Genomic DNA, 22993 nt, shown 5'->3' with positions numbered 1-22993 from the left:
CGACATTCCTTGCAGCGGTAACCAGAGTACCCGAGCCGTCGCTTGACGGTTGTTACCGTATGTATCACGGCCCATACAAAACCGGCGCCGCATTCACGAGGAACGGGGCGCCGGTGCTGGCCGTGTGGCGGCTCAGGCCTTGTTGTCGAGCGCCACCAATTGCTCGTCCGTCAACGGTCCCGTGCCGCTGTACTTATCCAGGAACAGATAGATCACGGGGGTGATGAACAGGGTGATCACTTGCGAAAACAGCAAGCCGCCGACCACGGCCAGGCCCAGCGGCTGGCGCAGCTCGGCGCCGGCGCCCAGACCCAGGGCGATCGGCAAGGCGCCCATCAAGGCCGCCGCCGACGTCATCATGATGGGGCGGAAACGCAGGATGCACGCCTGGCGGATGGCCTCTGCCGGCGCCAGCCCGTCGTTGCGCTGCGCATGCAGGGCGAAGTCGATCATCATGATCGCATTTTTCTTGACGATGCCGATCAGCATCAAAATGCCGATGATGGCGATCATGGTCAGATCCATGCCGAACAGGCGCAGGGTCAGCAGCGCCCCCACGGCCGCCGATGGCAAGCCGGCCAGGATGGTCAGCGGGTGGATATAGCTTTCATACAGCACGCCGAGCAAGACATAGATCACGGCCAGCGCGGCAATGATGAGGATGATCTGGCTGGACTGCGAGCTCTGGAACACGGCCGCGTCGCCGCCGTAGCGCGTGATGATGGAGGCTGGCAAGCTCATGTCCTTGGCCATCGCATCGATCTTGCCTGTGGCGATGCCCAGCGGCACGTCCGGCGCCAGGTTGAAGGCGATGGTAACAGCCTGCAACTGTCCCTGGTGATTGACGGAAGTGGGGCCAATCGTGCGTTCCACGTAGGCAATACTCGACAGTTTCACCAGTTCGCCCGTCTTGCTGCGCACGGACACGCGCGTGAGCGCATCGTCATACTGGCGGTCCGCCGTGGCCGCTTCCAGGATCACGTAATAGCTGGCTGCCGAGGAATAGATGGTCGACACTTGCCGCTCGCCAAAGGCGCTGTACAGGGCCGTGCGGATGTCGGACATTTGCACGCCCAGCAGGTTGGCCTTGTCGCGGTCGATCCTGAGCGATGCCTGCAAGCCCTTGATCTGCGAATCGCTGGTGACGTCGCGGAAGGCGGGATCCGTGCGCATGCCGGCAATAAACTTTTCCGCCCAGTCATTGAGTGCGTCGGGACTGACGCTTTGCAAGGTGTACTGGTAGCGGCTCTTGCTCTGGCGCCCGCCCAGTTGCAAGTTTTGCACGGGCCGGAAATACACGGCCATGCCTGGCACGGTGCCCGCCGCGCGGCGCAGGTTTTCCAGCACCACCGGCATTTTCGGCCGCTCGCTGCGCGGTTTCAAGACCATGAACATGCGGCCCGTATTGCCGCCGCCGACGAACGAGGTCACGTCCTGCACGCTGGGGTCCGCCTTGAGCACGGCCGCCACGCGGGCTTGCAAATCCTGCAGTGCCGCCGAGGAAATATCTTCCGACGCTTCCGTATTCACCTGGATCTGGCCCAGGTCTTCTTCCGGGAAGAAACCTTTCGGTATCGTCGCGTACAGCAGCACCGTCAGCGCAAAGGTACACACGGCAACGAACAGCACCACGTTGCGGTGCGCCAGGGCCTTGTCGAGCAGATGCACATAACCGTTGCGCAATTTCGTGAAACCCGCTTCGAAATGGCGGCCGATAAAGGTTTTTTCGCCATGGCTGGGGTCGCTGTCATTGTGCTCGCGCGAATCGGCCGGCAGGAAGCGGCTGGCCAGCATCGGCACCAGGGTCAGCGACACGACGGCCGACACCAGCACGGCCAGCGACACGACAACGGCGAATTCATGGAACAGCAAGCCGATCACGCCCGGCATGAAGAAGATGGGGATGAACACGGCCACCAGCGAGACGGAGATCGAAATGATGGTAAAGCCCATCTCTTTCGCCCCTTCCAGCGCCGCGCGTATGGGTTTCTTGCCCATCTCGATATGCCGCACGATGTTTTCCAGCACCACGATGGCATCGTCGACGACGAGGCCCACGGCCAGGGTAATGCCCAGCAGGGAAACGTTATCGAGGCTGTAGCCGAGCCAGTACAGCAGGGCCAGCGCGCCGAGCAGGGAAATCGGCATGGTGACGGCAGGAATGAAGGTGGCCGCCGCGCGGTGCAGGAACAGGAAGATCACCAGCACCACCAGCACCACCGTCAGGGCCAAGGTCAGATTCACGTCGTGGATGGCTTCGCGGATCGACAGCGAACGGTCATTGACCAGGCTGATCTGTATCGACTGCGGCAATTGTTCCTTGAAGCCCGGCAGCAAACGGCGCACGCCATCGACCACTTGCACGGTGTTGGCGTCCGGCTGGCGCTGCACCATCAGGCTGATCGAGCGCTCGCCATTGAAACTGCCGACGGCCTTGATCGATTGAAAGCTGTCTTCCACCTCGGCCACGTCTTTCAGGCGCACGGGCTGGCCGTTGCGGCTGGCGACGATCAGTTCGGCAAAATCGGCCGCTTTCATCATTTGCGGATTGCCCTGGATGGTCAGGGTCTGGCTCGGGCCGTCAAGAATGCCCAGCGGGGAATTCGTGTTCGAGGTGCGCAAGGCGGTGGCCAGCTCGTCCATCGTCAGATTGCGCGCATTCATCAGGTCGGCACGGGCGCGCACACGCACGGCAAAGCGCTTTTGGCCATTGACGATGACCTGGGCCACGCCCGGCAAGGTCGACAGGCTGGGGGCGATCAGGTTTTCCGCGTAATCGTTGAGGTCCGACAAGTTCAGCGATGGCGACGTCATCTGGATGAACAGCACCGGCGCATCGGCCGGATTGACCTTGCGGTAGGACGGCAAGTCCGTCATTTCCGTCGGCAACTGGCGCTGCGCGCGCAGCAGGGCCGCCTGCACGTCGACGGCCGCCTCGTTGACATTGATGCTGGCGTCAAATTCCAGGGTCAGCGAAGTATTGCCCAGCGTACTCGTGGAGGTGATCAGGCTGAGGCCGGAAATCGTGGAAAATTGCTTTTCCAGCGGCAAGGCCACCGACGAGGCCATGGTTTCCGGGCTGGCGCCGGCCAGGTCGGCGCTCACATTGATGACGGGCGTGTTGTAGCTCGGCAAGGCCGCCACGGGAATTTGCAGATAGGCCAGCACGCCGGCCAGGATGATGGAGAGGGACAGCAGCACCACCATGACGGGGCGCCGGATGCTCAGTTCGGACAGGTTCATGCTGGCTTGCCCTGCGGTGCGGCGGCGCCATCGGCAGCCTTGTGTTTTTCCACCAGGCGCACCTTGCTACCTGGACGCAAGTTCTGCTTGCCATCGACGATGACTTTTTCATCGCCCGCCAGGCCGGTGACGACGGCGTTCGGTCCGAATGCATACACGCGCGTCACCTTGCGCATCTTGGCCGTGCTGTCCGCCTCCATCGAGTACACAAAGGTGCCGGCAGTACTCGTGATGATGGCGTTTTGCGGGATCACCAGCGCATCCTTGAGGGTGCGCACGGTCAGCTGCGTATTCACGTACTGGCCGGGCCACAAATCGGTGCCGCCATTATTGAAACGGGCCTTGATCCTGATCACGCCCGTGGCGGGATCGACGGCATTGTCGATAAAATTCAGTTTGCCATCGAGCTGCTTGCCGCCCGCATCGGACAGCAGCGCCGTGACAGGCACCTCGCCCGCCTTTTGCGCCGCCAGCAAGCCGGACAGGCTGCTTTCCGGCAAGGTGAACGACACGTCGATCGGGTCGAGCTGGGTGATGCTGGTGAGCGACGTGGTCGGCTGCACCAGGCTGCCGGCGTAGACATTGATGGCGCCCACCCTGCCCGCCTGCGGGGCGCGCAGGACGGTGTAGCTGGAGTCGACCTGGGCCGCGCGCAACGCGGCCTGGTCGGCGGCCAGCAAGGCGCGTGCCGCGTCGAGCTGGCTTTGCAGGGTATCGACGGCGCCCTGGGCGATGAAATTCTTGCTCAGCAAATCCTGGTTGCGCTTGAGCTGGCGCTCGAAGTCCTGCACCGAGGCGCGGTCGCGCAAGACCTGCGCCTGCGCCTTGTCGACATTCGCATGCTCGCTGCGCGCGTCCAGCGTAAACATCAGCTCGCCCTGCTTGACGAACTGGCCTTCGCGGATATGCACTTTGGTGATCGTGCTGGTCGTCTGCGGGTGCAAGTCCACGCTGCTGATGGGCATCACACTGCCATTGGCTTGCAGCACCATCGGCACATCCTGGCGCACCGGCGCGACCACGCTCACGGTCGTCGGCGCCTGTCCACCCTTGCCCCCTTTACCATCCTGCCCACTGGTCGCCGCGCCGGACTGATGATTGAAATACCAGATGCCGCCACCGATACACAGGGCCGCACCCACGAGGATTGCCAGACTAGTCTTTTTCATTGTTCTGTCACGCTGTTGCAGCGCAGGGCTGCAGGTTGAATGTAGTTGCCAGGGGGGCATAAAGCACAATATTGTCGCACGGAAATGCTCACTTTCCTGCGTAATACTCTGGCACGATGAGGGTGACTTCCAGTCCACCGTCGACGTGATTGAGCAGTGAAACCGTGGCGCCGTGCTGCTCGGCGATATTGCGCGCGATGGTCAGGCCCAGGCCCGTGCCGCCCGATTCGCGCGAACGCGACGTCTCGATGCGGTAAAACGGTTCGAACACTTTAGCCAGTTGATCTGGCGCAATACCCGGCCCGCCGTCGCGGATGCAGATGCGCGCGGCACCGGCGATGCGCTCGACGGTCACCTGCGCGTACAGGCCATATTTGACGGCATTGTCGATCAGGTTCACCAGGCAGCGCCGCATGGCGATCGGGCGCGCCATCAAAGCCATGCCCGCCTGTCCACTGAGGGTGACTTTCTGGCCAGCATCAGCCGCGTCGGAGCAGACGCTATCGAGCAGGGAATCGAGATCGAGCGCCTGCATCGCTTCCGTGCTGTCCATCGAGCGGGCCAGGTCCAGCCCTTCCTTGACCATGCTTTGCATGGCCGACAGGTCGCCCACCAGACGGTCATACAATTCCGTATCCGCCACTTTTTCCAGGCGCAAGCGCAAGCGCGTCAGCGGCGTCTGCAAGTCGTGCGTGATGGCCGCCAGCATCTGTGTCCGCTGGGAAATATGCTGGCGGATGCGCGCCTGCATGGCATTGAAAGCGGCGCTGGCCTGGCGGATCTCGCTGGCGCCCGACAGGGTCAGCGGCGGATGGTTGATGTCATTGCCCAGGTCTTTCGCCGCCTGCGCCAGCTGCTTGAGCGGGCGCATGGTCATGCGCGTGACCAGATAGGCGAGGATGGCGATGCTGATCAGGAAAGGCAGCAGGGTCATCCAGTCGTTATGTTCATTGAACGGTGGCTGCTGGCGCGGCGGCAAGACCATCAGGCGCAGCACGTGGCCATCCTGCATGCGCACGTCGAGGTTTTCGCAGGTGCCGCCCCATGGCTTGGCGGAAAACATACCCGGCGACTGGCGCGGCTTGACGCAGGCGGCCGGACGTTCGGCCAGCGCGCTGACCTTGAAGCCTTCGCCCAGCTTGGCTTGCAGGGCGGTGGAAAATTCCGTCGGCGCACCGGGCCTATGTTCCGTATCGGGACGCAACTCCAGGCGCACGCTGCCCTTGTTGGCCACTTTCAGGTAGGCGGCGCGCGAGGCCAGCGGCACCACGTCGGCCGCCATCACCAGCTGCTCGGCCCGCTCGACGGCGTGGTAGTCGCGGTATTGCTCGATGGCGCGCTGGCGTTCGCCCACGGCCAGCCACTGCGTCAGCGCGGCCGAAGCGACGATGCCGATCAACAAGAACATGAAGACACGGCCCGTCATCGAGCCCAGGAAGGCCTTCACGCGTGCGGCTCCACATTGACCTGGCCAGCCAGCACGTAGCCGCCGTTGCGCACGGTCTTGATAATTTGCGGCAAGCGGGCATCTTCACCGAGCTTTTGCCGCAGACGGCTGATCTGGATATCGATCGAGCGGTCGAACGGATCGGCGTCGCGGCCCTGCGTCAGATTCAGCAGCTGGTCGCGGTTGAGCACGCGGTTCGGGTGTTCCAGGAAGACGCGCAGCAAGCGGAATTCCGCGCCCGACAGCATGATCACCAGGCCGCTGGGATTGAGCAGGTGGCGCGCCGTCAGGTCCAGCGTCCAGCCGGAAAAGCGGATTTGCTGCGCCTTGTCCGACGGCACGTTCGACGGCATAGCATGGCTGCGGCGCAGCACGCTGCGTATGCGCGCCAGCAATTCGCGGGGCTCGAACGGTTTCGGCAAGTAATCGTCGGCGCCCATTTCCAGGCCCAGGATGCGATCCAGCGGCTCGTTGCGCGCCGTCAACATGATCACCGGCACGGTCGATTGGGCGCGCAGCTTGCGGCACAAGGTCAGGCCGTCATCGCCAGGCAGGTTCAAGTCGAGCACGATCAGGTCGGGTCGCGTTTCATCGAGGATTTTCCACATGGCCGTGCCATCCGCCGCACCCAGGGTGCGGTAGGCGTTCGTTTCCAGGTAGTCCGCCAGCAAGCTGCGGATATCGCGGTCGTCGTCGACGATGAGAATTGTAGAAGTGGGTTCCATGGTACGAATTATCCCCACTTCCCCCGCCCTTGCACAACGCATTTGTATCGTCTTGTATATAGAAGACCCGAAGAAACATATAGATACAAACTGTCTGGCAGCGGACACTTCGGGGAAACATGGCGCGTCCAACATGGATTCATGTGCAGCAACATGTACATCCCTCACTTTTACAAAGGAATCCAGATGAACGCCTCAATGACAACCTTGCGCAAGAACTTGATCATCGCCATGAGCGTACTCGGCATGGGTGCGGCATCGCTGACCGTCCACGCCCAGGAAGCGGCCGCCAGCGCGCCTGCCGCCAGTACCAAGATGCAACACGATGGCCACCGCGGCCAGCACCGCGGCGGCAATCCTGCCGAGCGCATGGCCAAGTACCAGGCCCGCCTGCATGACAAGCTGAAGCTGACGGCCGCGCAGGAACCGGCCTGGGCCACATTCACGGCCGCCAACGCGCCGAAAAAACCGATGGGTGACTGGAAGGCCAAGCGCGAAGCGATCGCCAAGCTGTCGGCGCCGGAACGCATGGAGCAATGGATCGCCATGTCGAAGGAACGCATCGCCAGCCAGGAAAGCCGTCTGGCCTCGCTGAAAACCTTCTACGCCGTGCTGACGCCGGAGCAAAAGAAAGTGTTTGATGACAGCGTGCCTGGCGGCAAGCACGGCGGCCATCGCGGCGGCCACCATGGCATGCATCAGCAGCCGAAAGCCGGGTAAGTCGGATTAGGTCCGCAGGCCCGTAATCCGACAACTTTGTTGGCGTGTATGGTGGTGTCGGGTTACGCCCTCACGGGCTAACCCGACCTACCCGACCTACTCGTCGAGCTTGCGCAAGGAGGCCAGGAAGGTGGCTGCATTCTGGAAGCCGATCACGCGCGACTGGGCAATTTCCTGCCCTTGCTGGTTGAACATGATGATGCCCGGCGGGCCGAACAGCTGGAAACGTTTCAGCATGGCCTTGTCGTCCGCATCATTGGCCGTCACGTCCACTTGCAGCAGCACGGCTTGCCCCATCTTCTCGCGCACGGAGGGATCGACGAAGGTCAGTTTTTCCATCTCGATGCACGACACGCACCAGTCCGCATAAAAGTCCAGCAGGGCCGGCTTGCCATTGAGCTGCGCCAGCGCCGCGTCCAGCTGCGCCACGGTCTTCACGCGCGTAAACGGTTGGGCATGCACCTGCCCGCCGCCCAGGTGGGCCAGCGGTGCCAGCGGGTCGCGGCCACCGCTGGCGACACCCACCAATTGCATCGCGCCCAGCAAGGCAAACACGAGGCCGAAGGCCTTGGCTACCCAGGCGTTCTTCGCGCCGCTCTTGCCCACCAACAAATACATGCCATAGCCGACGAACAAGACCATCCAGCCCAGCATCTGCACGGCGCCCGGCAGCACGGGCGAGACGAGCCACCAGGCCACGCCCAGTTGCAGCACGCCAAAGAAGCGCTTGACGGCATCCATCCAGGCGCCGGCACGGGGCAGCAAGGTGCCAGCCGACACGCCCACCAGCAGCAAAGGCACGCTCATGCCCACCGCCATGGCAAACAGGGCGCTGCCGCCGATGACGACGTCGCGCGTCTGGCTGATGTACAGCAAGGCGCCGGCCAGCGGCGCGGCCACGCATGGACCCACGATCAGGGCGGAAATGGCGCCCATGACGAACACGCCCGCCAGGCGGCCCGAAGATTGCTGGTTCGATACGGACGTCAGCTTGCCTTGCAGGAAAGCCGGCACTTGCAGTTCATACAAGCCGAACATCGACAGCGCCAGGCCCGCCATCAACAAGGCAAAGAAACCCAGCACCCACGGGTTCTGCAGCTGGGCCGCCAAGCCTTCGCCCGCCAGACCGGCCGCCACGCCCAGCGCCGTGTAGACGATGGCCATGCCCAGCGCGTACGTCAGCGACAGCAACAAGCCGCGTGAGCGGCTGACCTTTCCGCCATCGCCGATGATGATCGACGACAAAATCGGTACCATCGGCAGCACGCACGGCGTAAATGCGAGGCCCAGGCCCAGCAGCATGAACAGGGGCACGATGACGAGCAGCTTGCCGCCCTTCAGGGCCGCTTCGATCTTGCCCATCTCGCTTTGCGCGGGCGCGGGGCTTGCCGCCACGGGCGCCGCCGCGACCGGCTCGGGCGTGCTGGTGATGTCGGCCTGCGGAATGCTCATCACGGACACGCCAGGCGACGCTTGCGCCTGCGGGCCGTTGACGGCCGCCGTGTCGACTGCGGGCGCGGCCGGCAGGGCAAACTTCGACGGCAAGCCGCCCGGCGCCATGCTCTGGCCGCCGCCACCGCCCACCAGCTGGGCTGTCGCATCCTGCGGCGCATAGCACAGGCCCTTGTCGGAGCAGCCCTGTCCCGTCGCTTTCAAGGTAAACGGCCCGGCAGCTTCCACGGGAATCGTGATGGTGAGGGTCTTGCGGAAGGTTTCCACGTTCTTCTGGAAGGTATCGTCGAACTTGACCTTGCCAGCCGGATACACCGGCGTGCCCAGCTTGGCGCCCACGGCCTCGAACTTGAAGCGCTCGTGGTACATATAGTAGCCATCTGCAATCACATACGTGACGGCGATGGTGGCCGGATCCTGCATGCGGGCGGAAAACTTGAAGGCCAGCTCGGGGTCGAGGAATTCATCGTCGGCGCGGGCTTGACCCGCGCCAAAGACGGCCATGGCCAGCAGCAAACAGGTGGCAAACCAGATCAGCAGTTGATGTAGGGGAGCGGCGCGCGCGGTGGCGCTGGAGGGGAAACGGGACATGAACTACCTTTTCAACCATTCGACAGAGGACGCGCGGGGCGTGCAGTGGCTGCAGGGCCGGCGCGAAAGAAGAATAGTACACCGCAGCAAGGATAGCTGCAGCAGAAAACAAAAAAGCCAGGCTAGGCCTGGCTTTCATTGAAGCAATTACTGGGATTACTCGCCAGCAACTTCAACTGCTTCGGTCGTATCTGGACGATCCATCAGTTCAACGAACGCCATAGGAGCGTTATCGCCGACGCGGAAACCCATTTTCAGGATACGCACATAACCACCGTTACGGTTGGCGAAACGTGGGCCCAGTTCAGCGAACAGTTTGACGACCATTTCACGGTCGCGCAGGCGGTTGAAGGCCAGACGCTTGTTTGCCAGGGAGTCGGTTTTGCCCAGGGTCAGAATTGGCTCGACAACGCGGCGCAGTTCTTTTGCTTTTGGCAGGGTGGTTTTGATCGCTTCGTGACGCAGCAGCGATACTGTCATGTTGCGCAGCATTGCCAGACGGTGGGACGAGGTACGATTCAGTTTACGGAGGCCGTGACCGTGACGCATGATAAATCCTTTCGGTGAGTGTTTAAATTCCAGTTCTTCGATCAGCTGAGTGGGAAACCCCTTACAGCCGCGGACCGGTTTGGTACTACAAAATAAAAGCCTGGGACACCTGTCCCAGGCAGTTTGCTACAACTTGCTTTTACTGCGATTACTTTTCCAGGCCGGCAGGCGGCCAGTTTTCCAGCTTCATGCCCAAGGTCAAGCCGCGCGATGCCAGCACTTCCTTGATTTCGTTCAGGGACTTGCGGCCCAGATTTGGCGTTTTCAGCAGTTCGTTTTCCGAACGTTGGATCAGGTCGCCGATGTAGTAGATGTTTTCCGCTTTCAGGCAGTTCGCCGAACGCACGGTCAACTCCAGGTCGTCGACTGGACGCAACAGGATAGGATCGACCAGCGGAGCGCGCGATGGCGCTTCGGCGGCGGCTTCCGTGCCTTCCAGGGCAGCGAACACATTCAACTGGTCCACCAGGACGCGGGCCGACTGGCGGATCGCTTCTTCCGGCGAGATCACGCCGTTGGTTTCGATGTTGATGATCAGCTTGTCCAGGTCGGTACGCTGTTCAACGCGGGCCGATTCAACGAAGTACGATACGCGGCGCACTGGCGAGAACGACGCATCCAGGATGATGCGGCCGATGGTCTTGTTCGTGTCTTCGGACAGGCGACGCACGTTACCAGGAACGTAGCCGCGGCCTTTTTCAACCTTGATCTGCATGTCCAGCTTGCCACCAGCGGTCAGGTGGGCGATCACGTGGTCAGGGTTGATCAGTTCGACGTCATGCGGCAGGTCGATATCGGAGGCCAGGATGGCGCCTTCGCCTTCTTTTTTCAGGGTCAGGGTTACCGAATCGCGGTTGTGGACTTTGAAAACCACACCCTTCAAGTTCAGCAACAGATCGACGACGTCTTCTTGCACGCCATCGAGGGAGGAATATTCGTGGACGACGCCAGCGATCGTCACTTCGGTCGGCGCGTAGCCTACCATCGACGACAGCAGAACGCGGCGCAACGCGTTACCCAATGTGTGGCCATAGCCGCGCTCGAACGGTTCCATCACGACCTTGGCGTGACCTGCACCGAGAGCTTCAACATCGATAATACGTGGCTTCAACAAACTGTTTTGCATGAAATGTCCTTTTCAATACCCTCGGCTCATTACACCGATAAGGCTGATGGCATTAGTAAAACGCCCACCCGAAAGAAAACGAGTGGGCGGTGATGGTGCTAACTGCTATTAACGCGAGTACAGCTCGACGATCAGCGATTCGTTGACGTCGTTAGCGATTTCGTTACGCTCTGGCAGGGACTTGAAAGTACCTTCCATTTTCTTGGCATCAACCGAAACCCAGCTAGGCATACCAACTTGTTCAGCCAGCGACAGTGCTTCAACGATACGCACTTGCTTTTTCGATTTTTCACGAACAGCAACGATGTCGCCAACTTTGACTGCGTACGAAGCGATGTTCACAACGATACCGTTCACGGTGAACGCTTTGTGGCTGACCAATTGACGCGCTTCAGCGCGGGTCGAGCCAAAGCCCATGCGGTAGCAAACGTTGTCCAGACGCGTTTCCAGCAACTTCAACAGCGTTTCGCCGGTGTTGCCTTTACGACGGTCTGCTTCAGCGAAGTAGCGGCGGAATTGACGTTCCAGCACGCCGTACATGCGCTTGACTTTTTGCTTTTCGCGCAGTTGGTTACCGTAGTCCGAGGTGCGGGCGCCGGATTTGACACCGTGTTGGCCTGGCTTGACGTCCAGTTTGCACTTGCTGTCCAGCGAGCGACGTGCGCTCTTCAGGAACAGGTCTGTACCTTCACGGCGGGAAAGTTTTGCTTTAGGTCCGATATAACGTGCCACGATACTTCCTTTTTTTAAATGATAACGCCCCAGCCACATGCATGATCAAACACACTGATGCGGTTAGGCGCTAGTCTGATTTGGTTTCAATCAGACGGTGGCTGAAAACGAAAAACCCGTCAAACAGAATTTGACAGGCAAGAACAGCCGGGCAGTATAACCGTTTCCGGCTCCCTGCTCCAGCGTTTTCACACAACTGTACTGAGTTACAACAGACAGCAAAGCAGCTGGCGCCGAAGCGCCCTCTGCAACACTATCTTAGATACGACGACGTTTCGGTGGACGGCAACCGTTGTGCGGTACCGGCGTCACGTCCTGGATCTCGGTGATCTTGATGCCCAGGTTGTTCAGCGCGCGAACGGCGGATTCACGACCAGGACCTGGGCCCTTGATACGTACTTCCAGGTTCTTCACGCCACACTCAACAGCCACTTTACCAGCGGCTTCCGCGGCGACCTGCGCTGCGAACGGGGTCGATTTACGCGAACCCTTGAAGCCTGCACCGCCGGAGGTAGCCCACGACAAGGCATTGCCTTGACGATCGGTGATGGTAATGATGGTGTTATTGAACGAAGCGTGGACATGTGCGATGCCTTCAGCGACGTTCTTTTTAACTTTTTTACGCACGCGTGCTGATGCGGCGTTATTTTGCGACTTAGCCATAATTATTCCCTAGCGGATTATTTTTTCAGCGATTGAGCGGCTTTACGCGGTCCCTTGCGGGTACGTGCGTTCGTACGCGTACGCTGGCCACGGCAAGGCAGACCCTTACGATGACGCATGCCGCGGTAGCAACCCAGATCCATCAAACGCTTGATGTTCATGGACAGTTCACGACGCAGATCGCCTTCGACGATGAATTTACCTACTTCATCGCGCAGCTTTTCCAGTTCGCTGTCATCCAGATCTTTGATCTTTTTGTTGGTTGCTACACCGGTCGATGCACAGATTTTCTCTGCGCGTGGACGGCCCACACCGTAGATGGCCGTCAGGCCGATAACGGTATGCTGATGATTTGGGATATTAACCCCTGCAATACGTGCCATTTGTTATTCCTCGATTAACCTTGACGCTGCTTGTGACGTGGTTCCACGCAGATAACGCGGACTACGCCTTTGCGCTTGATGATCTTGCAGTTGCGGCAGATCCGCTTGACTGATGCGAGAACTTTCATTTTTGGGCTCTTTCTTTCGCTTCTTTGGTTTGATTCAGTGTGTTACTTGGTACGGAACACAATGCGGGCTCGGCTCAGGTCATACGGCGTCAACTCCACCGTCACCTTGTCTCCAGGGAGAATGCGAATATAGTTCATCCGCATTTTACCTGAAATATGCCCGAGCACCACGTGTCCGTTCTCCAGCTTCACTCGAAATGTTGCATTTGGGAGATTCTCAAGAATCTCGCCCTGCATCTGTATGACGTCGTCTTTTGCCATTCGGTATGTTTACCGCGCTTAACGCGTCGGAATTCCGCCCTTGAAATTTGCTTTGCGCAGCAGCGAATCATATTGCTGCGACATCACGTAGTTCTGTACTTGCGCCATGAAATCCATGGTGACAACTACAATAATCAATAAAGAAGTACCGCCGAAATAGAATGGTACTTTCCACTGGGCTTGCATAAATTCCGGCAATAAACACACCAGGGTGATGTAGACTGCGCCGGCAAGTGTCAAGCGTGTCAGGATCTTGTCGATGTAACGGGCTGTCTGCTCGCCTGGACGGATCCCGGGAATGAACGCACCGCTTTTCTTCAAGTTATCCGCTGTTTCCTTGCTGTTAAAGACCAGCGCTGTATAGAAGAAACAGAAAAACACGATCGCCACTGCGTACAACAGCGCATGGATAGGCTCACCAGGCCCCATCGATGCTGCCAAATCTTTCAAGAACCGCACCGCAGGGTTAGCGTTGTCGGCGCCCTTTGAAAACCAGTCCACGATAGTGGCCGGGAACAAGATGATCGAAGAAGCAAAGATCGGCGGGATCACGCCGGCCATGTTCAGCTTCAACGGCAAATGGCTGGTTTGACCGCCATAAATCTTGTTGCCTACCTGGCGCTTCGCGTAATTGACCAATATTTTGCGCTGACCACGTTCAACGAATACAACGAAGTACGTTACCAGTGCTACCAGGATCACGATGAAAATCGCGCTGAAGCTGCCGATCGAACCATTCGACACCTGAGTGAACAAGCCACCCAACGCCGACGGCAGACCTGCTGCAATCCCGGCAAAAATGATGATCGAGATGCCATTCCCCAAGCCACGCTCGGTAATTTGCTCACCCAACCACATCAAAAACATTGTTCCGGTCAACAAAGTGACGACCGTCACGAAGCGGAATGCAAGACCAGGTTCCAACACCAGACCAGCTTGCGACTCCAGTGCGACTGCAATGCCTAACGCTTGGAACAGTGCCAGGGCAACCGTGAAATACCGGGTGTACTGGGTGATCTTGCGACGACCTGCTTCGCCTTCTTTTTTCAACGCTTCCATCTGCGGTGACACGATCGACAGCAATTGCATGATGATCGAGGCCGAGATATAAGGCATGATACCCAGCGCAAACACTGTAAAACGAGACAAGGCACCGCCCGAGAACATGTTGAACATGCCCAGGACGCCGCCTTCGTGCTCCTTGAACAGCGAGGCTAATTGTGTCGGGTCAATCCCGGGAACCGGGACGTGAGCACCGATACGATAAACCACCAATGCGCCAAGCAAAAACCAGAGCCGTCCCCAAGGGAAACCGGCCGCTGCACTTTTAGCAAGTTGTGGATTAGTCGCCAATTTTCGCTCCGATCAAGCTGTTAGCGGTCAACTCAGGCTACCGAGCCGCCGGCTGCTTCGATGGCTGCTTTCGCGCCAGCGGACACTTTCAAGCCCTTCAAATTCACCGCTTTGGTGATTTCGCCGGACAAGATCACGCGCACGTCACGGGCCAACACGCCCAGAACGCCAGCTTGCTTCAAGACCAGAATGTCGACATCGCCAACAGCCAGGTTGTTCAGATCGGACAGGCGCACTTCAGCTTTGAAGGTTGCGTGCATCGATTTGAAACCGCGCTTAGGCAGACGGCGTTGCAGAGGCATCTGACCGCCTTCGAAACCGACTTTATGAAAGCCGCCCGAACGCGATTTCTGACCTTTGTGACCACGACCCGAGGTTTTACCCAGGCCGGAGCCGATACCGCGACCGACGCGACGCTTGTAGTGCTTAGCGCCTTCGGCTGGTGCAATAGTATTCAATTCCATGATTTGCTCCGTTCGTGTAAGCCCGAAGGCTTACCCGACAACTTTAACGAGATACGATACTTTATTGATCATGCCGCGTACGGATGGGGTGTCTTGCAATTCGGAAACCGAATTTACACGACGCAGACCCAGACCGCGCACGGTAGCGCGATGCGATTCGCGCGTACCGATCAAGCCCTTGACCAATTGCACTTTGACTGTGTTTGTCATTTTGTCCACCTTAAGCCAGAATGTCTTCGACCGACTTGCCGCGTTTGGCAGCGATATCGGAAGCAGTGCTCATTTTCGACAGGCCGTCCAGCGTAGCGCGTACCAGGTTGTATGGGTTGTTCGAACCGGTGGATTTCGCCACCACGTCCGTCACGCCCATCACTTCGAAGATAGCGCGCATTGCGCCACCAGCGATAACGCCAGTACCAGGCTTAGCTGGGTTCATCAGGACCTTGGAGGCGCCGTGACGACCAACAACCGTGTGATGCAAGGTACCGTTTTTGAGCGGTACTTTGATCAGGTTGCGACGGGCTTCTTCCATTGCCTTCTGCACGCCAACTGGCACTTCTTTCGATTTGCCCTTGCCCATGCCGACGCGGCCATCGCCATCACCAACTACGGTCAGCGCGGCGAAACCCATGATACGACCACCCTTGACCACTTTGGTCACGCGGTTGATCGCGATCATTTTTTCGCGCATGCCATCATCCGGCTTGTCGCTTTGCATTTTTGCTTGCATTTTTGCCATGATTGATCCTTAGAACTTCAGACCGGCTTCGCGTGCGGCTTCTGCCAACGCTTTCACACGGCCGTGGTAACGGAAACCGGAGCGGTCAAACGCAACTTCGGTAATCCCTGCTTTCAACGCTTTTTCAGCGACGCGCTTGCCGATCAAGGCTGCAGCAGCGGCATTGCCGCCTTTGCCGGATTGGCCTGCCAGTTCAGCGCGAACTTCCGCTTCAGCCGTCGAGGCCGAAACCAGGACTTTAGCGTCCGGGCTGATCAGGTTGGCGTAAATGTGCAGGTTGGTGCGATGCACCGACAAGCGATTTACTTTCAATTCCGCAATCTTGATGCGGGTTTGGCGTCCGCGGCGAAGCCGTGATTCTTTCTTATCCATCGTCAGCCCCTAATTACTTCTTCTTGGTTTCTTTAAGCTTAACCACTTCGTCCGCATAGCGAACGCCCTTGCCTTTATAAGGCTCAGGAGCGCGGTAAGCACGAACTTCAGCGGCTACCTGGCCAACCTGTTGACGGTCGATACCTTTAATCAGGATCTCGGTCGGGGTTGGTGTTGCGCAGGTAACGCCGGCTGGCATGTCATGCACTACAGGGTGCGAGAAACCCAGGGACAGATTCAACTTGTCGCCTTGAGCTTGCGCCTTGTAACCCACGCCTACCAGGTTCAGCTTTTTCTCGAAACCCTTGGTGACGCCAACAACCATGTTGTTGACCAGTGCGCGCAGCGTGCCGGACATGGCATTGGCTTCGCGGCTGTCGTTCGCCACGTCGAAACTCAGGGTTCCTGCATTGTTTTCCACTTTAACCTGGCCGGTGAGGGCCTGGGAAAGTACGCCCAGCGGGCCTTTTACGGTGATCGCTTGTGCGGAGATGGCGACTTCGGCGCCAGCTGGCACTACGATAGGCATTTTAGCTACTCGAGACATGTGTAACTCCTTAAGCCACGTAGCAAATAACTTCGCCGCCGACACCGGTAGCGCGTGCTTTGCGGTCAGTCATGACGCCTTGCGGAGTCGACACGATCGCCACACCCAAGCCATTCATCACAACAGGGATCTCGTCTTTACCCTTGTAGACGCGCAGACCCGGACGGGACACGCGCTCCAAGCGCTCAATAACGGGACGGCCAACATAATACTTCAAACCGATTTTCAGTTCCGCTTTGCCACCAGCTTCGGCAACAGCGAAATCTTCAATGTAACCCTCGTCCTTCAGGACGCTGGCAATCGCAATTTTGACTTTCGACGATGGCATGGCCACGGTCGTCTTTTGCACGCCTTGTGCATTGCGAATGCGGGTCAGCATATCGGCGATAGGATCGCTCATACTCATTGCATATTCTCCTATTACCAGCTTGCTTTTGTCATACCCGGAATTTCACCACGCATGGCGAATTCACGGAGCTTGATACGACCCAGACCGAATTTACGGAATGTGCCGCGCGGACGACCAGTGATGGCGCAACGGTTACGTTGACGCGTCGGGTTCGAGTTACGTGGCAGCGCCTGCAATTTCAGGCGAGCTTCGTAGCGCTCTTCTTCCGATTTCGATTGGTCATCGACGATGGCCTTGAGAGCTTCGCGCTTAGGGGCGAATTTCGCCACCAGGTCAGCACGCTTGATCTCACGATTAATCAGTGACAGTTTGGCCATGATCAGTTCCTGAAAGGGAATTTAAAGGCGGCGAGCAAAGCTTTGGCTTCGTCATCGGTCTTAGCGGTTGTCGTGATGCTGATATTCATACCGCGCAACGCGTCAATCTTGTCGTATTCGATTTCAGGGAAAATGATCTGTTCCTTGACACCGATGTTGTAGTTGCCACGACCATCAAATGCACGGCCGTTCACACCACGGAAATCGCGTACGCGCGGCAGAGCCACGGTAATGAAGCGATCCAGGAACTCGTACATGCGAGCGCCGCGCAGGGTGACCATCGTACCGATCGGGTAACCTTCACGGATTTTGAAGCCTGCGATCGCTTTGCGGGACTTGGTGGTCACTGGCTTCTGGCCGGCGATCTTGGTCAAGTCAGCAACTGCGTGCTCGAGAACTTTTTTATCCGCGATAGCCTCACCAACACCCATGTTCAGGGTGATCTTGGTCAGACGTGGAACTTCCATTACCGACTTGTAACCAAACTTGCTGGTCAGGTCGGCAACGACTTTTTCTTTATAGAATTCTTGGAGACGTGCCATGATTTCTTAAGCCTTCACTACTTCGCCGGAGGATTTAAAGATGCGAACTTTCTTGCCGTCCACTTCTTTGAAACCCACGCGATCTGCCTTGCCAGTCGCTGCATTAAACAATGCAACGTTGGACACGTGAATTGGCATGGTCTTATCGACGATACCACCAGTTACGCCAGTCATCGGGTTTGGCTTAGTCGCTTTTTTAGCGATGTTAATGCCGTCAACCACGATATGTTCAGCATCGATACGCTGCTGTACCACACCACGTTTGCCCTTGTCTTTCCCGGTCAGAACGATGACTTCGTCGTTTTTACGAATCTTATCCATTACGACTCCTTACAGGACTTCCGGTGCCAGGGACACGATTTTCATGAACTTCTCAGTGCGCAGTTCGCGCGTGACAGGTCCAAAAATACGGGTACCGATCGGTTCCAGCTTGGCGTTCAACAGAACGGCGGCATTGCCGTCGAACTTCACCAGGGAACCGTCTTGGCGGCGAACACCTTTAGCGGTGCGCACAACCACGGCGTTATAAATTTCACCTTTTTTGACACGGCCACGTGGCGCAGCAACCTTAACGGTTACCTTGATCACATCGCCAATGCCAGCATAACGGCGCTTGGAGCCGCCCAATACCTTGATGCACATTACTTCTTTGGCACCGGTATTGTCAGCCACTTCGAGCCGGCTTTCAGTTTGAATCATAGTATTCTCTTTCCCAACTTAAGCCGAAGAATCCACACAATGTAGACCCACGGTCAGTCTTGGTCCCGCCAGAGCCGCCCTGCTGGGCTTCACTGTTTGGGTGCATGACCTTCATACATCAACTGACCGCGAATGCTACTGTCTGTGGCCAGACACTTTGCGGCGTTACATGAACGAAGCCCGCAAGTATTACATACAATTTGCGGGCCTGCAAGTACTAATTAAAACCCACCGCCGAAACGGTGGTTTTTATTTAAACGGTTGGTGCGGCTTGAACCACACGTGTCACCGTCCATGCCTTCGTTTTGGAGATCGGGCGACCTTCCTGGATCTCGACCGTATCACCGGCCTTGACTTGGTTGGTCTCGTCATGCGCGTGATACTTGTTCGAGCGCATGATGATCTTGCCATACAAAGGATGTTTTACGTGGCGCTCGATCAGAACGGTAACGGTCTTGTCCATCTTGTCCGAAACCACTTTACCGATCAGCGTGCGCTTGAGCGACTGTTTCACTGGTTCGTTCATTTGGCTTCCTTCAGATTCATTACCGTCTTCACACGCGCGATATCGCGGCGTACCTTCTTGAGCTGCGAAGTGTTGCTCAGCTGCTGCGTAGCGATTTGCATGCGCAGGCCGAACTGTGCCTTCAACAGGTCATTCAGCTCTTTTTGCAGAGCTGGCTGGTCCTTGCCGCGGAGTTCAGATGCTTTCATATACAACTCCAATTATTGGCCGACTTGGCGGATGACAAACGTCGTCGCCAGTGGCAGTTTAGCGGCGGCAAGACGGAATGCTTCCCGTGCCAGCGCTTCATCAACGCCATCCATTTCATACAGTACTTTGCCTGGCTGAATTTCAGCGACGTAGTACTCAGGATTACCTTTACCGTTACCCATACGGACTTCAGCCGGTTTGTTCGAAATCGGTTTGTCCGGGAAAATACGGATCCAGATACGGCCACCGCGCTTGATGTGACGCGTCATTGCACGACGCGCCGCTTCAATTTGACGCGCAGTGATACGACCGCGCGCAACTGCCTTCAGACCGAATTCGCCAAACGACACGGCGGTGCCGCGGCTGTGCGAAATACCGGTATTACGGCCTTTCTGCTCTTTACGATACTTTCTGCGTGCTGGTTGCAGCATGATTATTCTCCTGCTTTCTCAGCTGGTGCTGCTGCGGCGGCCGGTTTAGCGGCGGTACGCACACGTGCACCTGGTGCTGTGGATGGTTTCGCACCGGCACCGGCTGGACGTGGACGGCCAGCTGGCTTGCCATCGTCACGGCGTGGGCCGCGGCTTTTCTTCTCGTCAGCTGGGGTATCGATGACTGGTGCATCGCCGTTAGGCGCGCGGTCACCTTTGTATACCCACACCTTGACACCGATGATGCCGTAGGTGGTCGACGCTTCGCTGGTACCGTAGTCGATATCGGCGCGCAGGGTATGCAGAGGCACGCGGCCTTCGCGGTACCACTCTTTACGTGCGATTTCGATACCGTTCAGACGGCCGGACGACATGATCTTGATACCGAGAGCACCCAGGCGCATTGCATTTTGCATTGCACGCTTCATGGCGCGGCGGAACATGATCCGTTTTTCCAGCTGCTGAGCGATCGAATCGGCGATCAGTTGCGAGTCGATTTCTGGCTTGCGAATTTCTTCGATGTTCACGTGAACAGGTACGCCCATGATCTTGGTCAGCGCCGACTTCAGTACTTCGATGTCTTCGCCTTTTTTACCAATGACCACGCCTGGACGCGAGCTGTAGATCGTGAAGCGCGCGTTCTTGGCTGGGCGCTCGATAACGATGCGGCCAACGGAAGCGTTCTTCAGTTTCTTTTTCAGGTAAGCACGTGCTTTCAAGTCTTCGTTCAGCATGGCAGCGAAATTACCGTTGCCTGCATACCAGCGCGAAGCCCAGTTACGGGTGACCGCCAGACGGAAACCGGTTGGATGAATTTTCTGACCCATCGTGGCTCCTTAGTTACCGACAGTCACGTAAACGTGACAGGATTGTTTCGAAATACGGTCGCCACGGCCTTTTGCACGCGCGGTGAAGCGCTTCAGGACCGGGCCCTTTTCGACGTAGATCGTTTTCACGAACAATTCGTCGATGTCCGCGCCATCATTGTGCTCGGCATTCGCAATAGCGGATTCCAGAACGCGTTTGATGATCGCAGCACCTTTTTTCGGGCTGAATTGCAAGATGTTGAGTGCAGCGTCAACTTTCTTGCCACGGATCAGGTCAGCAACCAGGCGGCCCTTTTGGTCCGACAGGCGCACACCTTTGAGGATAGCTTTAGTTTCCATTATTTCTTAGCCTTTTTGTCAGCTGCATGGCCCTTGAACGTACGGGTCAGTGCGAATTCGCCGAGCTTGTGACCAACCATGTTTTCGGAAACATAAACCGGCACGTGCAGCTTGCCGTTATGAACCGCGATCGTCAGGCCGATAAAGTCAGGCATGATTGTCGAACGACGCGACCAGGTTTTGATTGGCTTTTTGTCTTTGGCTGCTTGCGCGGCTTCAACTTTTTTCACCAGGTGGGCGTCACAGAACGGCCCTTTTTTCAATGAACGTGTCATGTGCTACCCCTTATTTCTTGCCGCGGCGCGAGACGATCATGGAAGTAGTACGCTTGTTGCTGCGTGTTTTCTTACCCTTAGTCTGTTGGCCCCAAGGCGAAACTGGATGACGACCAGCTGCTGTTTTACCTTCACCACCACCGTGCGGGTGATCGACCGGGTTCATGACCACACCGCGAACGGTAGGACGAACACCGCGCCAGCGCATCGCACCAGCTTTACCGATTTTACGCAGGCTGTGCTCGGCATTGCCGACTTCACCAACCGTTGCACGGCACTCGATGTGCACGCGACGTACTTCACCCGAGCGCAGACGCACTTGAGCGTAGGTACCTTCACGTGCCATCAGCACAACGCCAGCGCCAGCGGTACGTGCCATTTGGGCACCTTTACCTGGCAGCATTTCGACGCAATGCATCACGGTACCGACTGGGATGTTACGGATTGGCAAGCAGTTACCCGATTTGATCGGTGCTTCCGAACCGTTCATCACGCTGTCGCCAACGGCCATGCCTTTGGTTGCGATGATGTAGTGACGTTCGCCGTCGGCGTAGCACAGCAGAGCGATATTCGCGGTGCGGTTTGGATCGTATTCGATACGTTCCACTTTCGCTGGAATACCATCTTTGGTGCGCTTGAAGTCGATCAAGCGGTAGTGTTGCTTATGACCACCACCGATATGACGGGTGGTGATGTGACCGTTGTTGTTACGACCAGCGGTCTTGGATTTCTTTTCAACCAGGGCAGCGAACGGACGACCTTTGTACAGGTCGGCATTCACCACCTTCACCATGCCGCGACGGCCTGGCGAGGTTGGTTTCATCTTAACGAGTGCCATTATGCAGCCTCCTCGGAGAAGTTGATTTCCTGGCCAGGCTTCAGGCACACGAAAGCACGCTTGGTATGGTTACGACGACCGTTGAACTTGCCGGTGCGTTTTTGCTTACCTTCGCGGTTTGCAGTTTGCACGGACAGAACTTCAACCTTGAACAGCAGTTCGACCGCTGCCTTGATTTCAGGCTTGGTTGCATCCGGCAGTACGCGGAATACAATTTGCTCGTTCTTTTCCGCGACCATGGTGGCCTTTTCGGAAATCACGGGCGCCAACAGCACCTTCATCAAGCGTTCTTCGCTATGTTTCAAAATCGCGCTCATGCCAGCATCTCCTCAATCTTGGCCAATGCAGCTTTGGTGACCAGGATCTTCTTGTAGAACACCAGGGACATCGGGTCTGCGTGACGTGGCTCAACGACGAGTACGTTAGGCAGGTTGCGCGATGCCAGTTCCAGGTTTTCGTTCAGAACGTCGGTGATGATCAGAACCGAATCAAAGCCCAGGCCGTTCAATTTTTGCGACAACAGCTTGGTTTTTGGCGCGTCGATCGTCAGATCGTCGATGACGATCAGGCGCTCTTCGCGAGCCAGCTGCGACAGGATCGAGCAGATACCTGCGCGATACATTTTTTTGTTCACTTTGTGGGTGAAGTTTTCGTCAGGCGAGTTCGGGAAAATCCGACCACCGCCGCGCCACAGCGGCGACGACGACATACCAGCACGAGCGCGGCCGGTACCTTTTTGGCGCCATGGCTTTTTCGTCGTGTGGTGAACTTCTTCACGGTCTTTTTGCTTGCGGTTACCACTACGTGCATTCGCTTGATAAGCGATGACGACTTGGTGGATCAGCGCTTCATTGTAGTCACGGCCGAAAATCGTATCGGCTGCAGCAACGTTCGAGGCGGCTTGACCTTGCGCATTCAGAAGCTTGAGTTCCATCGT

General features: G+C 57.6%; 33 protein-coding genes. 1 reads left to right on the top strand and 32 read right to left on the bottom strand.

What is annotated here, in order from left to right:
- Window positions 1–132: 132 nt before the first annotated feature.
- The 4 genes from U0004_RS03285 to U0004_RS03270 form a co-directional block, all read right to left on the bottom strand.
- A complete protein-coding gene (locus U0004_RS03285; protein WP_034778288.1) occupies window positions 133–3243 on the bottom strand; it encodes an efflux RND transporter permease subunit in 3111 nt (1036 codons plus the stop codon).
- Entirely contained in the window at window positions 3240–4412 is a 1173-nt protein-coding gene (locus U0004_RS03280) for an efflux RND transporter periplasmic adaptor subunit (protein ID WP_070259520.1), read from the bottom strand. Before U0004_RS03280 ends, U0004_RS03285 begins: the two co-directional genes overlap by 4 nt.
- Window positions 4413–4500: 88 nt before the next feature.
- Window positions 4501–5859, bottom strand: a complete 1359-nt coding sequence (locus U0004_RS03275; RefSeq protein WP_034778284.1) for an ATP-binding protein — start codon at window positions 5857–5859, stop codon at window positions 4501–4503.
- Window positions 5856–6584, bottom strand: coding sequence for a response regulator (locus U0004_RS03270; RefSeq protein ID WP_034753223.1), 729 nt, complete (start codon window positions 6582–6584; stop codon window positions 5856–5858). The genes U0004_RS03275 and U0004_RS03270 overlap by 4 nt, the downstream gene beginning before the upstream one ends.
- Before the next feature lie 186 nt (window positions 6585–6770).
- Between U0004_RS03270 and U0004_RS03265 the strand changes: the two genes are divergently transcribed.
- Entirely contained in the window at window positions 6771–7304 is a 534-nt protein-coding gene (locus tag U0004_RS03265; protein ID WP_167468620.1) for a Spy/CpxP family protein refolding chaperone, read from the top strand.
- 96 nt (window positions 7305–7400) lie between these two features.
- Here the strand turns inward: U0004_RS03265 and dsbD are convergent, their stop codons facing one another.
- From dsbD to rplD, 28 genes are all read right to left on the bottom strand, one after another.
- Window positions 7401–9347 (bottom strand): protein-disulfide reductase DsbD, encoded by a 1947-nt coding sequence (gene dsbD, locus U0004_RS03260; RefSeq protein ID WP_081345859.1) that lies wholly within the window; start codon window positions 9345–9347, stop codon window positions 7401–7403.
- Window positions 9348–9503: 156 nt separating this feature from the next.
- Complete coding sequence (gene rplQ, locus U0004_RS03255; protein ID WP_034753219.1) at window positions 9504–9896, bottom strand: 50S ribosomal protein L17; 393 nt, start codon at window positions 9894–9896, stop codon at window positions 9504–9506.
- A gap of 148 nt (window positions 9897–10044) precedes the next feature.
- Window positions 10045–11022 (bottom strand): DNA-directed RNA polymerase subunit alpha, encoded by a 978-nt coding sequence (locus U0004_RS03250; protein WP_008444343.1) that lies wholly within the window; start codon window positions 11020–11022, stop codon window positions 10045–10047.
- Window positions 11023–11130: 108 nt separating this feature from the next.
- Window positions 11131–11754: a 30S ribosomal protein S4 gene (gene rpsD / locus U0004_RS03245; protein ID WP_010394478.1), complete on the bottom strand. Its 624-nt coding sequence runs from the start codon at window positions 11752–11754 to the stop codon at window positions 11131–11133.
- A 258-nt stretch (window positions 11755–12012) separates the two neighbouring features.
- Window positions 12013–12417 (bottom strand): 30S ribosomal protein S11, encoded by a 405-nt coding sequence (rpsK, locus tag U0004_RS03240; protein ID WP_010394475.1) that lies wholly within the window; start codon window positions 12415–12417, stop codon window positions 12013–12015.
- A 17-nt stretch (window positions 12418–12434) separates the two neighbouring features.
- Window positions 12435–12800: a 30S ribosomal protein S13 gene (gene rpsM / locus U0004_RS03235; RefSeq protein ID WP_046681666.1), complete on the bottom strand. Its 366-nt coding sequence runs from the start codon at window positions 12798–12800 to the stop codon at window positions 12435–12437.
- 14 nt (window positions 12801–12814) lie between these two features.
- Window positions 12815–12928, bottom strand: a complete 114-nt coding sequence (rpmJ, locus tag U0004_RS03230) for a 50S ribosomal protein L36 (protein WP_010394471.1) — start codon at window positions 12926–12928, stop codon at window positions 12815–12817.
- Window positions 12929–12970: 42 nt separating this feature from the next.
- Window positions 12971–13189 carry a translation initiation factor IF-1 gene (gene infA, locus U0004_RS03225; RefSeq protein WP_005663428.1) on the bottom strand — a complete coding sequence of 73 codons (219 nt, stop codon included), beginning with the start codon at window positions 13187–13189 and terminating at the stop codon, window positions 12971–12973.
- Window positions 13190–13207: 18 nt separating this feature from the next.
- Window positions 13208–14542: a preprotein translocase subunit SecY gene (secY, locus tag U0004_RS03220; RefSeq protein WP_010394438.1), complete on the bottom strand. Its 1335-nt coding sequence runs from the start codon at window positions 14540–14542 to the stop codon at window positions 13208–13210.
- A gap of 32 nt (window positions 14543–14574) precedes the next feature.
- Window positions 14575–15006, bottom strand: coding sequence for a 50S ribosomal protein L15 (gene rplO, locus U0004_RS03215; protein ID WP_034753211.1), 432 nt, complete (start codon window positions 15004–15006; stop codon window positions 14575–14577).
- A 30-nt stretch (window positions 15007–15036) separates the two neighbouring features.
- Window positions 15037–15216: a 50S ribosomal protein L30 gene (rpmD, locus tag U0004_RS03210; protein ID WP_010394435.1), complete on the bottom strand. Its 180-nt coding sequence runs from the start codon at window positions 15214–15216 to the stop codon at window positions 15037–15039.
- Window positions 15217–15226: 10 nt separating this feature from the next.
- On the bottom strand, window positions 15227–15745 hold the full coding sequence (gene rpsE, locus U0004_RS03205) for a 30S ribosomal protein S5 (protein ID WP_010394433.1): 519 nt from the start codon (window positions 15743–15745) through the stop codon (window positions 15227–15229).
- A gap of 9 nt (window positions 15746–15754) precedes the next feature.
- On the bottom strand, window positions 15755–16117 hold the full coding sequence (rplR, locus tag U0004_RS03200) for a 50S ribosomal protein L18 (protein ID WP_010394431.1): 363 nt from the start codon (window positions 16115–16117) through the stop codon (window positions 15755–15757).
- Between the two features lie 13 nt (window positions 16118–16130).
- On the bottom strand, window positions 16131–16664 hold the full coding sequence (rplF, locus tag U0004_RS03195) for a 50S ribosomal protein L6 (protein WP_034778281.1): 534 nt from the start codon (window positions 16662–16664) through the stop codon (window positions 16131–16133).
- 10 nt (window positions 16665–16674) lie between these two features.
- Entirely contained in the window at window positions 16675–17070 is a 396-nt protein-coding gene (gene rpsH, locus U0004_RS03190) for a 30S ribosomal protein S8 (RefSeq protein ID WP_034753208.1), read from the bottom strand.
- A gap of 14 nt (window positions 17071–17084) precedes the next feature.
- On the bottom strand, window positions 17085–17390 hold the full coding sequence (gene rpsN / locus U0004_RS03185) for a 30S ribosomal protein S14 (protein ID WP_010394423.1): 306 nt from the start codon (window positions 17388–17390) through the stop codon (window positions 17085–17087).
- Between the two features lie 2 nt (window positions 17391–17392).
- Entirely contained in the window at window positions 17393–17932 is a 540-nt protein-coding gene (gene rplE, locus U0004_RS03180) for a 50S ribosomal protein L5 (RefSeq protein WP_010394421.1), read from the bottom strand.
- A gap of 6 nt (window positions 17933–17938) precedes the next feature.
- On the bottom strand, window positions 17939–18253 hold the full coding sequence (rplX, locus tag U0004_RS03175; protein WP_034753204.1) for a 50S ribosomal protein L24: 315 nt from the start codon (window positions 18251–18253) through the stop codon (window positions 17939–17941).
- Between the two features lie 9 nt (window positions 18254–18262).
- Window positions 18263–18631, bottom strand: a complete 369-nt coding sequence (gene rplN, locus U0004_RS03170; RefSeq protein WP_008444317.1) for a 50S ribosomal protein L14 — start codon at window positions 18629–18631, stop codon at window positions 18263–18265.
- Window positions 18632–18884: 253 nt separating this feature from the next.
- Window positions 18885–19157 carry a 30S ribosomal protein S17 gene (gene rpsQ / locus U0004_RS03165; RefSeq protein WP_010394415.1) on the bottom strand — a complete coding sequence of 91 codons (273 nt, stop codon included), beginning with the start codon at window positions 19155–19157 and terminating at the stop codon, window positions 18885–18887.
- Window positions 19154–19345 carry a 50S ribosomal protein L29 gene (rpmC, locus tag U0004_RS03160; protein ID WP_010394412.1) on the bottom strand — a complete coding sequence of 64 codons (192 nt, stop codon included), beginning with the start codon at window positions 19343–19345 and terminating at the stop codon, window positions 19154–19156. The genes rpsQ and rpmC overlap by 4 nt, the downstream gene beginning before the upstream one ends.
- A 12-nt stretch (window positions 19346–19357) precedes the next feature.
- The gene (gene rplP / locus U0004_RS03155) at window positions 19358–19777 is read right to left on the bottom strand and encodes a 50S ribosomal protein L16 (protein ID WP_034753201.1); all 420 of its coding nucleotides are present in this window, start codon (window positions 19775–19777) and stop codon (window positions 19358–19360) included.
- Between the two features lie 2 nt (window positions 19778–19779).
- On the bottom strand, window positions 19780–20604 hold the full coding sequence (rpsC, locus tag U0004_RS03150; RefSeq protein ID WP_034753199.1) for a 30S ribosomal protein S3: 825 nt from the start codon (window positions 20602–20604) through the stop codon (window positions 19780–19782).
- Window positions 20605–20613: 9 nt separating this feature from the next.
- Window positions 20614–20946, bottom strand: a complete 333-nt coding sequence (gene rplV, locus U0004_RS03145) for a 50S ribosomal protein L22 (protein WP_170840583.1) — start codon at window positions 20944–20946, stop codon at window positions 20614–20616.
- Window positions 20943–21218: a 30S ribosomal protein S19 gene (gene rpsS, locus U0004_RS03140; RefSeq protein WP_008444295.1), complete on the bottom strand. Its 276-nt coding sequence runs from the start codon at window positions 21216–21218 to the stop codon at window positions 20943–20945. Before rpsS ends, rplV begins: the two co-directional genes overlap by 4 nt.
- A gap of 10 nt (window positions 21219–21228) precedes the next feature.
- On the bottom strand, window positions 21229–22056 hold the full coding sequence (rplB, locus tag U0004_RS03135) for a 50S ribosomal protein L2 (RefSeq protein ID WP_034753198.1): 828 nt from the start codon (window positions 22054–22056) through the stop codon (window positions 21229–21231).
- Window positions 22056–22373, bottom strand: a complete 318-nt coding sequence (rplW, locus tag U0004_RS03130) for a 50S ribosomal protein L23 (protein WP_010394398.1) — start codon at window positions 22371–22373, stop codon at window positions 22056–22058. Before rplW ends, rplB begins: the two co-directional genes overlap by 1 nt.
- Window positions 22370–22990 (bottom strand): 50S ribosomal protein L4, encoded by a 621-nt coding sequence (gene rplD, locus U0004_RS03125; protein WP_034753197.1) that lies wholly within the window; start codon window positions 22988–22990, stop codon window positions 22370–22372. Before rplD ends, rplW begins: the two co-directional genes overlap by 4 nt.
- Between the last annotated feature and the right edge of the window lie 3 nt (window positions 22991–22993).

It is taken from the genome of Janthinobacterium lividum, assembly GCF_034424625.1.
Lineage (GTDB): Bacteria > Pseudomonadota > Gammaproteobacteria > Burkholderiales > Burkholderiaceae_D > Janthinobacterium > Janthinobacterium lividum.
Note: the sequence above shows the minus strand (reverse complement) of the source record. Positions and strands in the feature narration are given on the sequence as shown.

What these genes read in the sequence shown, in the direction of transcription:
- U0004_RS03285 (WP_034778288.1), bottom strand. Translation starts at nt 3,243, where the DNA reads ATGAACCTGTCCGAACTGAGCATCCGGCGCCCCGTCATGGTGGTGCTG.
- U0004_RS03280 (WP_070259520.1), bottom strand. Translation starts at nt 4,412, where the DNA reads ATGAAAAAGACTAGTCTGGCAATCCTCGTGGGTGCGGCCCTGTGTATC.
- U0004_RS03270 (WP_034753223.1), bottom strand. Translation starts at nt 6,584, where the DNA reads ATGGAACCCACTTCTACAATTCTCATCGTCGACGACGACCGCGATATC.
- U0004_RS03265 (WP_167468620.1), top strand. Translation starts at nt 6,771, where the DNA reads ATGAACGCCTCAATGACAACCTTGCGCAAGAACTTGATCATCGCCATG.
- dsbD (WP_081345859.1), bottom strand. Translation starts at nt 9,347, where the DNA reads ATGTCCCGTTTCCCCTCCAGCGCCACCGCGCGCGCCGCTCCCCTACAT.
- rplQ (WP_034753219.1), bottom strand. Translation starts at nt 9,896, where the DNA reads ATGCGTCACGGTCACGGCCTCCGTAAACTGAATCGTACCTCGTCCCAC.
- U0004_RS03250 (WP_008444343.1), bottom strand. Translation starts at nt 11,022, where the DNA reads ATGCAAAACAGTTTGTTGAAGCCACGTATTATCGATGTTGAAGCTCTC.
- rpsK (WP_010394475.1), bottom strand. Translation starts at nt 12,417, where the DNA reads ATGGCTAAGTCGCAAAATAACGCCGCATCAGCACGCGTGCGTAAAAAA.
- rpsM (WP_046681666.1), bottom strand. Translation starts at nt 12,800, where the DNA reads ATGGCACGTATTGCAGGGGTTAATATCCCAAATCATCAGCATACCGTT.
- rpmJ (WP_010394471.1), bottom strand. Translation starts at nt 12,928, where the DNA reads ATGAAAGTTCTCGCATCAGTCAAGCGGATCTGCCGCAACTGCAAGATC.
- infA (WP_005663428.1), bottom strand. Translation starts at nt 13,189, where the DNA reads ATGGCAAAAGACGACGTCATACAGATGCAGGGCGAGATTCTTGAGAAT.
- rplO (WP_034753211.1), bottom strand. Translation starts at nt 15,006, where the DNA reads ATGGAATTGAATACTATTGCACCAGCCGAAGGCGCTAAGCACTACAAG.
- rpmD (WP_010394435.1), bottom strand. Translation starts at nt 15,216, where the DNA reads ATGACAAACACAGTCAAAGTGCAATTGGTCAAGGGCTTGATCGGTACG.
- rpsE (WP_010394433.1), bottom strand. Translation starts at nt 15,745, where the DNA reads ATGGCAAAAATGCAAGCAAAAATGCAAAGCGACAAGCCGGATGATGGC.
- rplR (WP_010394431.1), bottom strand. Translation starts at nt 16,117, where the DNA reads ATGGATAAGAAAGAATCACGGCTTCGCCGCGGACGCCAAACCCGCATC.
- rplF (WP_034778281.1), bottom strand. Translation starts at nt 16,664, where the DNA reads ATGTCTCGAGTAGCTAAAATGCCTATCGTAGTGCCAGCTGGCGCCGAA.
- rpsH (WP_034753208.1), bottom strand. Translation starts at nt 17,070, where the DNA reads ATGAGTATGAGCGATCCTATCGCCGATATGCTGACCCGCATTCGCAAT.
- rpsN (WP_010394423.1), bottom strand. Translation starts at nt 17,390, where the DNA reads ATGGCCAAACTGTCACTGATTAATCGTGAGATCAAGCGTGCTGACCTG.
- rplE (WP_010394421.1), bottom strand. Translation starts at nt 17,932, where the DNA reads ATGGCACGTCTCCAAGAATTCTATAAAGAAAAAGTCGTTGCCGACCTG.
- rplX (WP_034753204.1), bottom strand. Translation starts at nt 18,253, where the DNA reads ATGGATAAGATTCGTAAAAACGACGAAGTCATCGTTCTGACCGGGAAA.
- rplN (WP_008444317.1), bottom strand. Translation starts at nt 18,631, where the DNA reads ATGATTCAAACTGAAAGCCGGCTCGAAGTGGCTGACAATACCGGTGCC.
- rpsQ (WP_010394415.1), bottom strand. Translation starts at nt 19,157, where the DNA reads ATGAACGAACCAGTGAAACAGTCGCTCAAGCGCACGCTGATCGGTAAA.
- rpmC (WP_010394412.1), bottom strand. Translation starts at nt 19,345, where the DNA reads ATGAAAGCATCTGAACTCCGCGGCAAGGACCAGCCAGCTCTGCAAAAA.
- rplP (WP_034753201.1), bottom strand. Translation starts at nt 19,777, where the DNA reads ATGCTGCAACCAGCACGCAGAAAGTATCGTAAAGAGCAGAAAGGCCGT.
- rpsC (WP_034753199.1), bottom strand. Translation starts at nt 20,604, where the DNA reads ATGGGTCAGAAAATTCATCCAACCGGTTTCCGTCTGGCGGTCACCCGT.
- rpsS (WP_008444295.1), bottom strand. Translation starts at nt 21,218, where the DNA reads ATGACACGTTCATTGAAAAAAGGGCCGTTCTGTGACGCCCACCTGGTG.
- rplB (WP_034753198.1), bottom strand. Translation starts at nt 22,056, where the DNA reads ATGGCACTCGTTAAGATGAAACCAACCTCGCCAGGCCGTCGCGGCATG.
- rplW (WP_010394398.1), bottom strand. Translation starts at nt 22,373, where the DNA reads ATGAGCGCGATTTTGAAACATAGCGAAGAACGCTTGATGAAGGTGCTG.
- rplD (WP_034753197.1), bottom strand. Translation starts at nt 22,990, where the DNA reads ATGGAACTCAAGCTTCTGAATGCGCAAGGTCAAGCCGCCTCGAACGTT.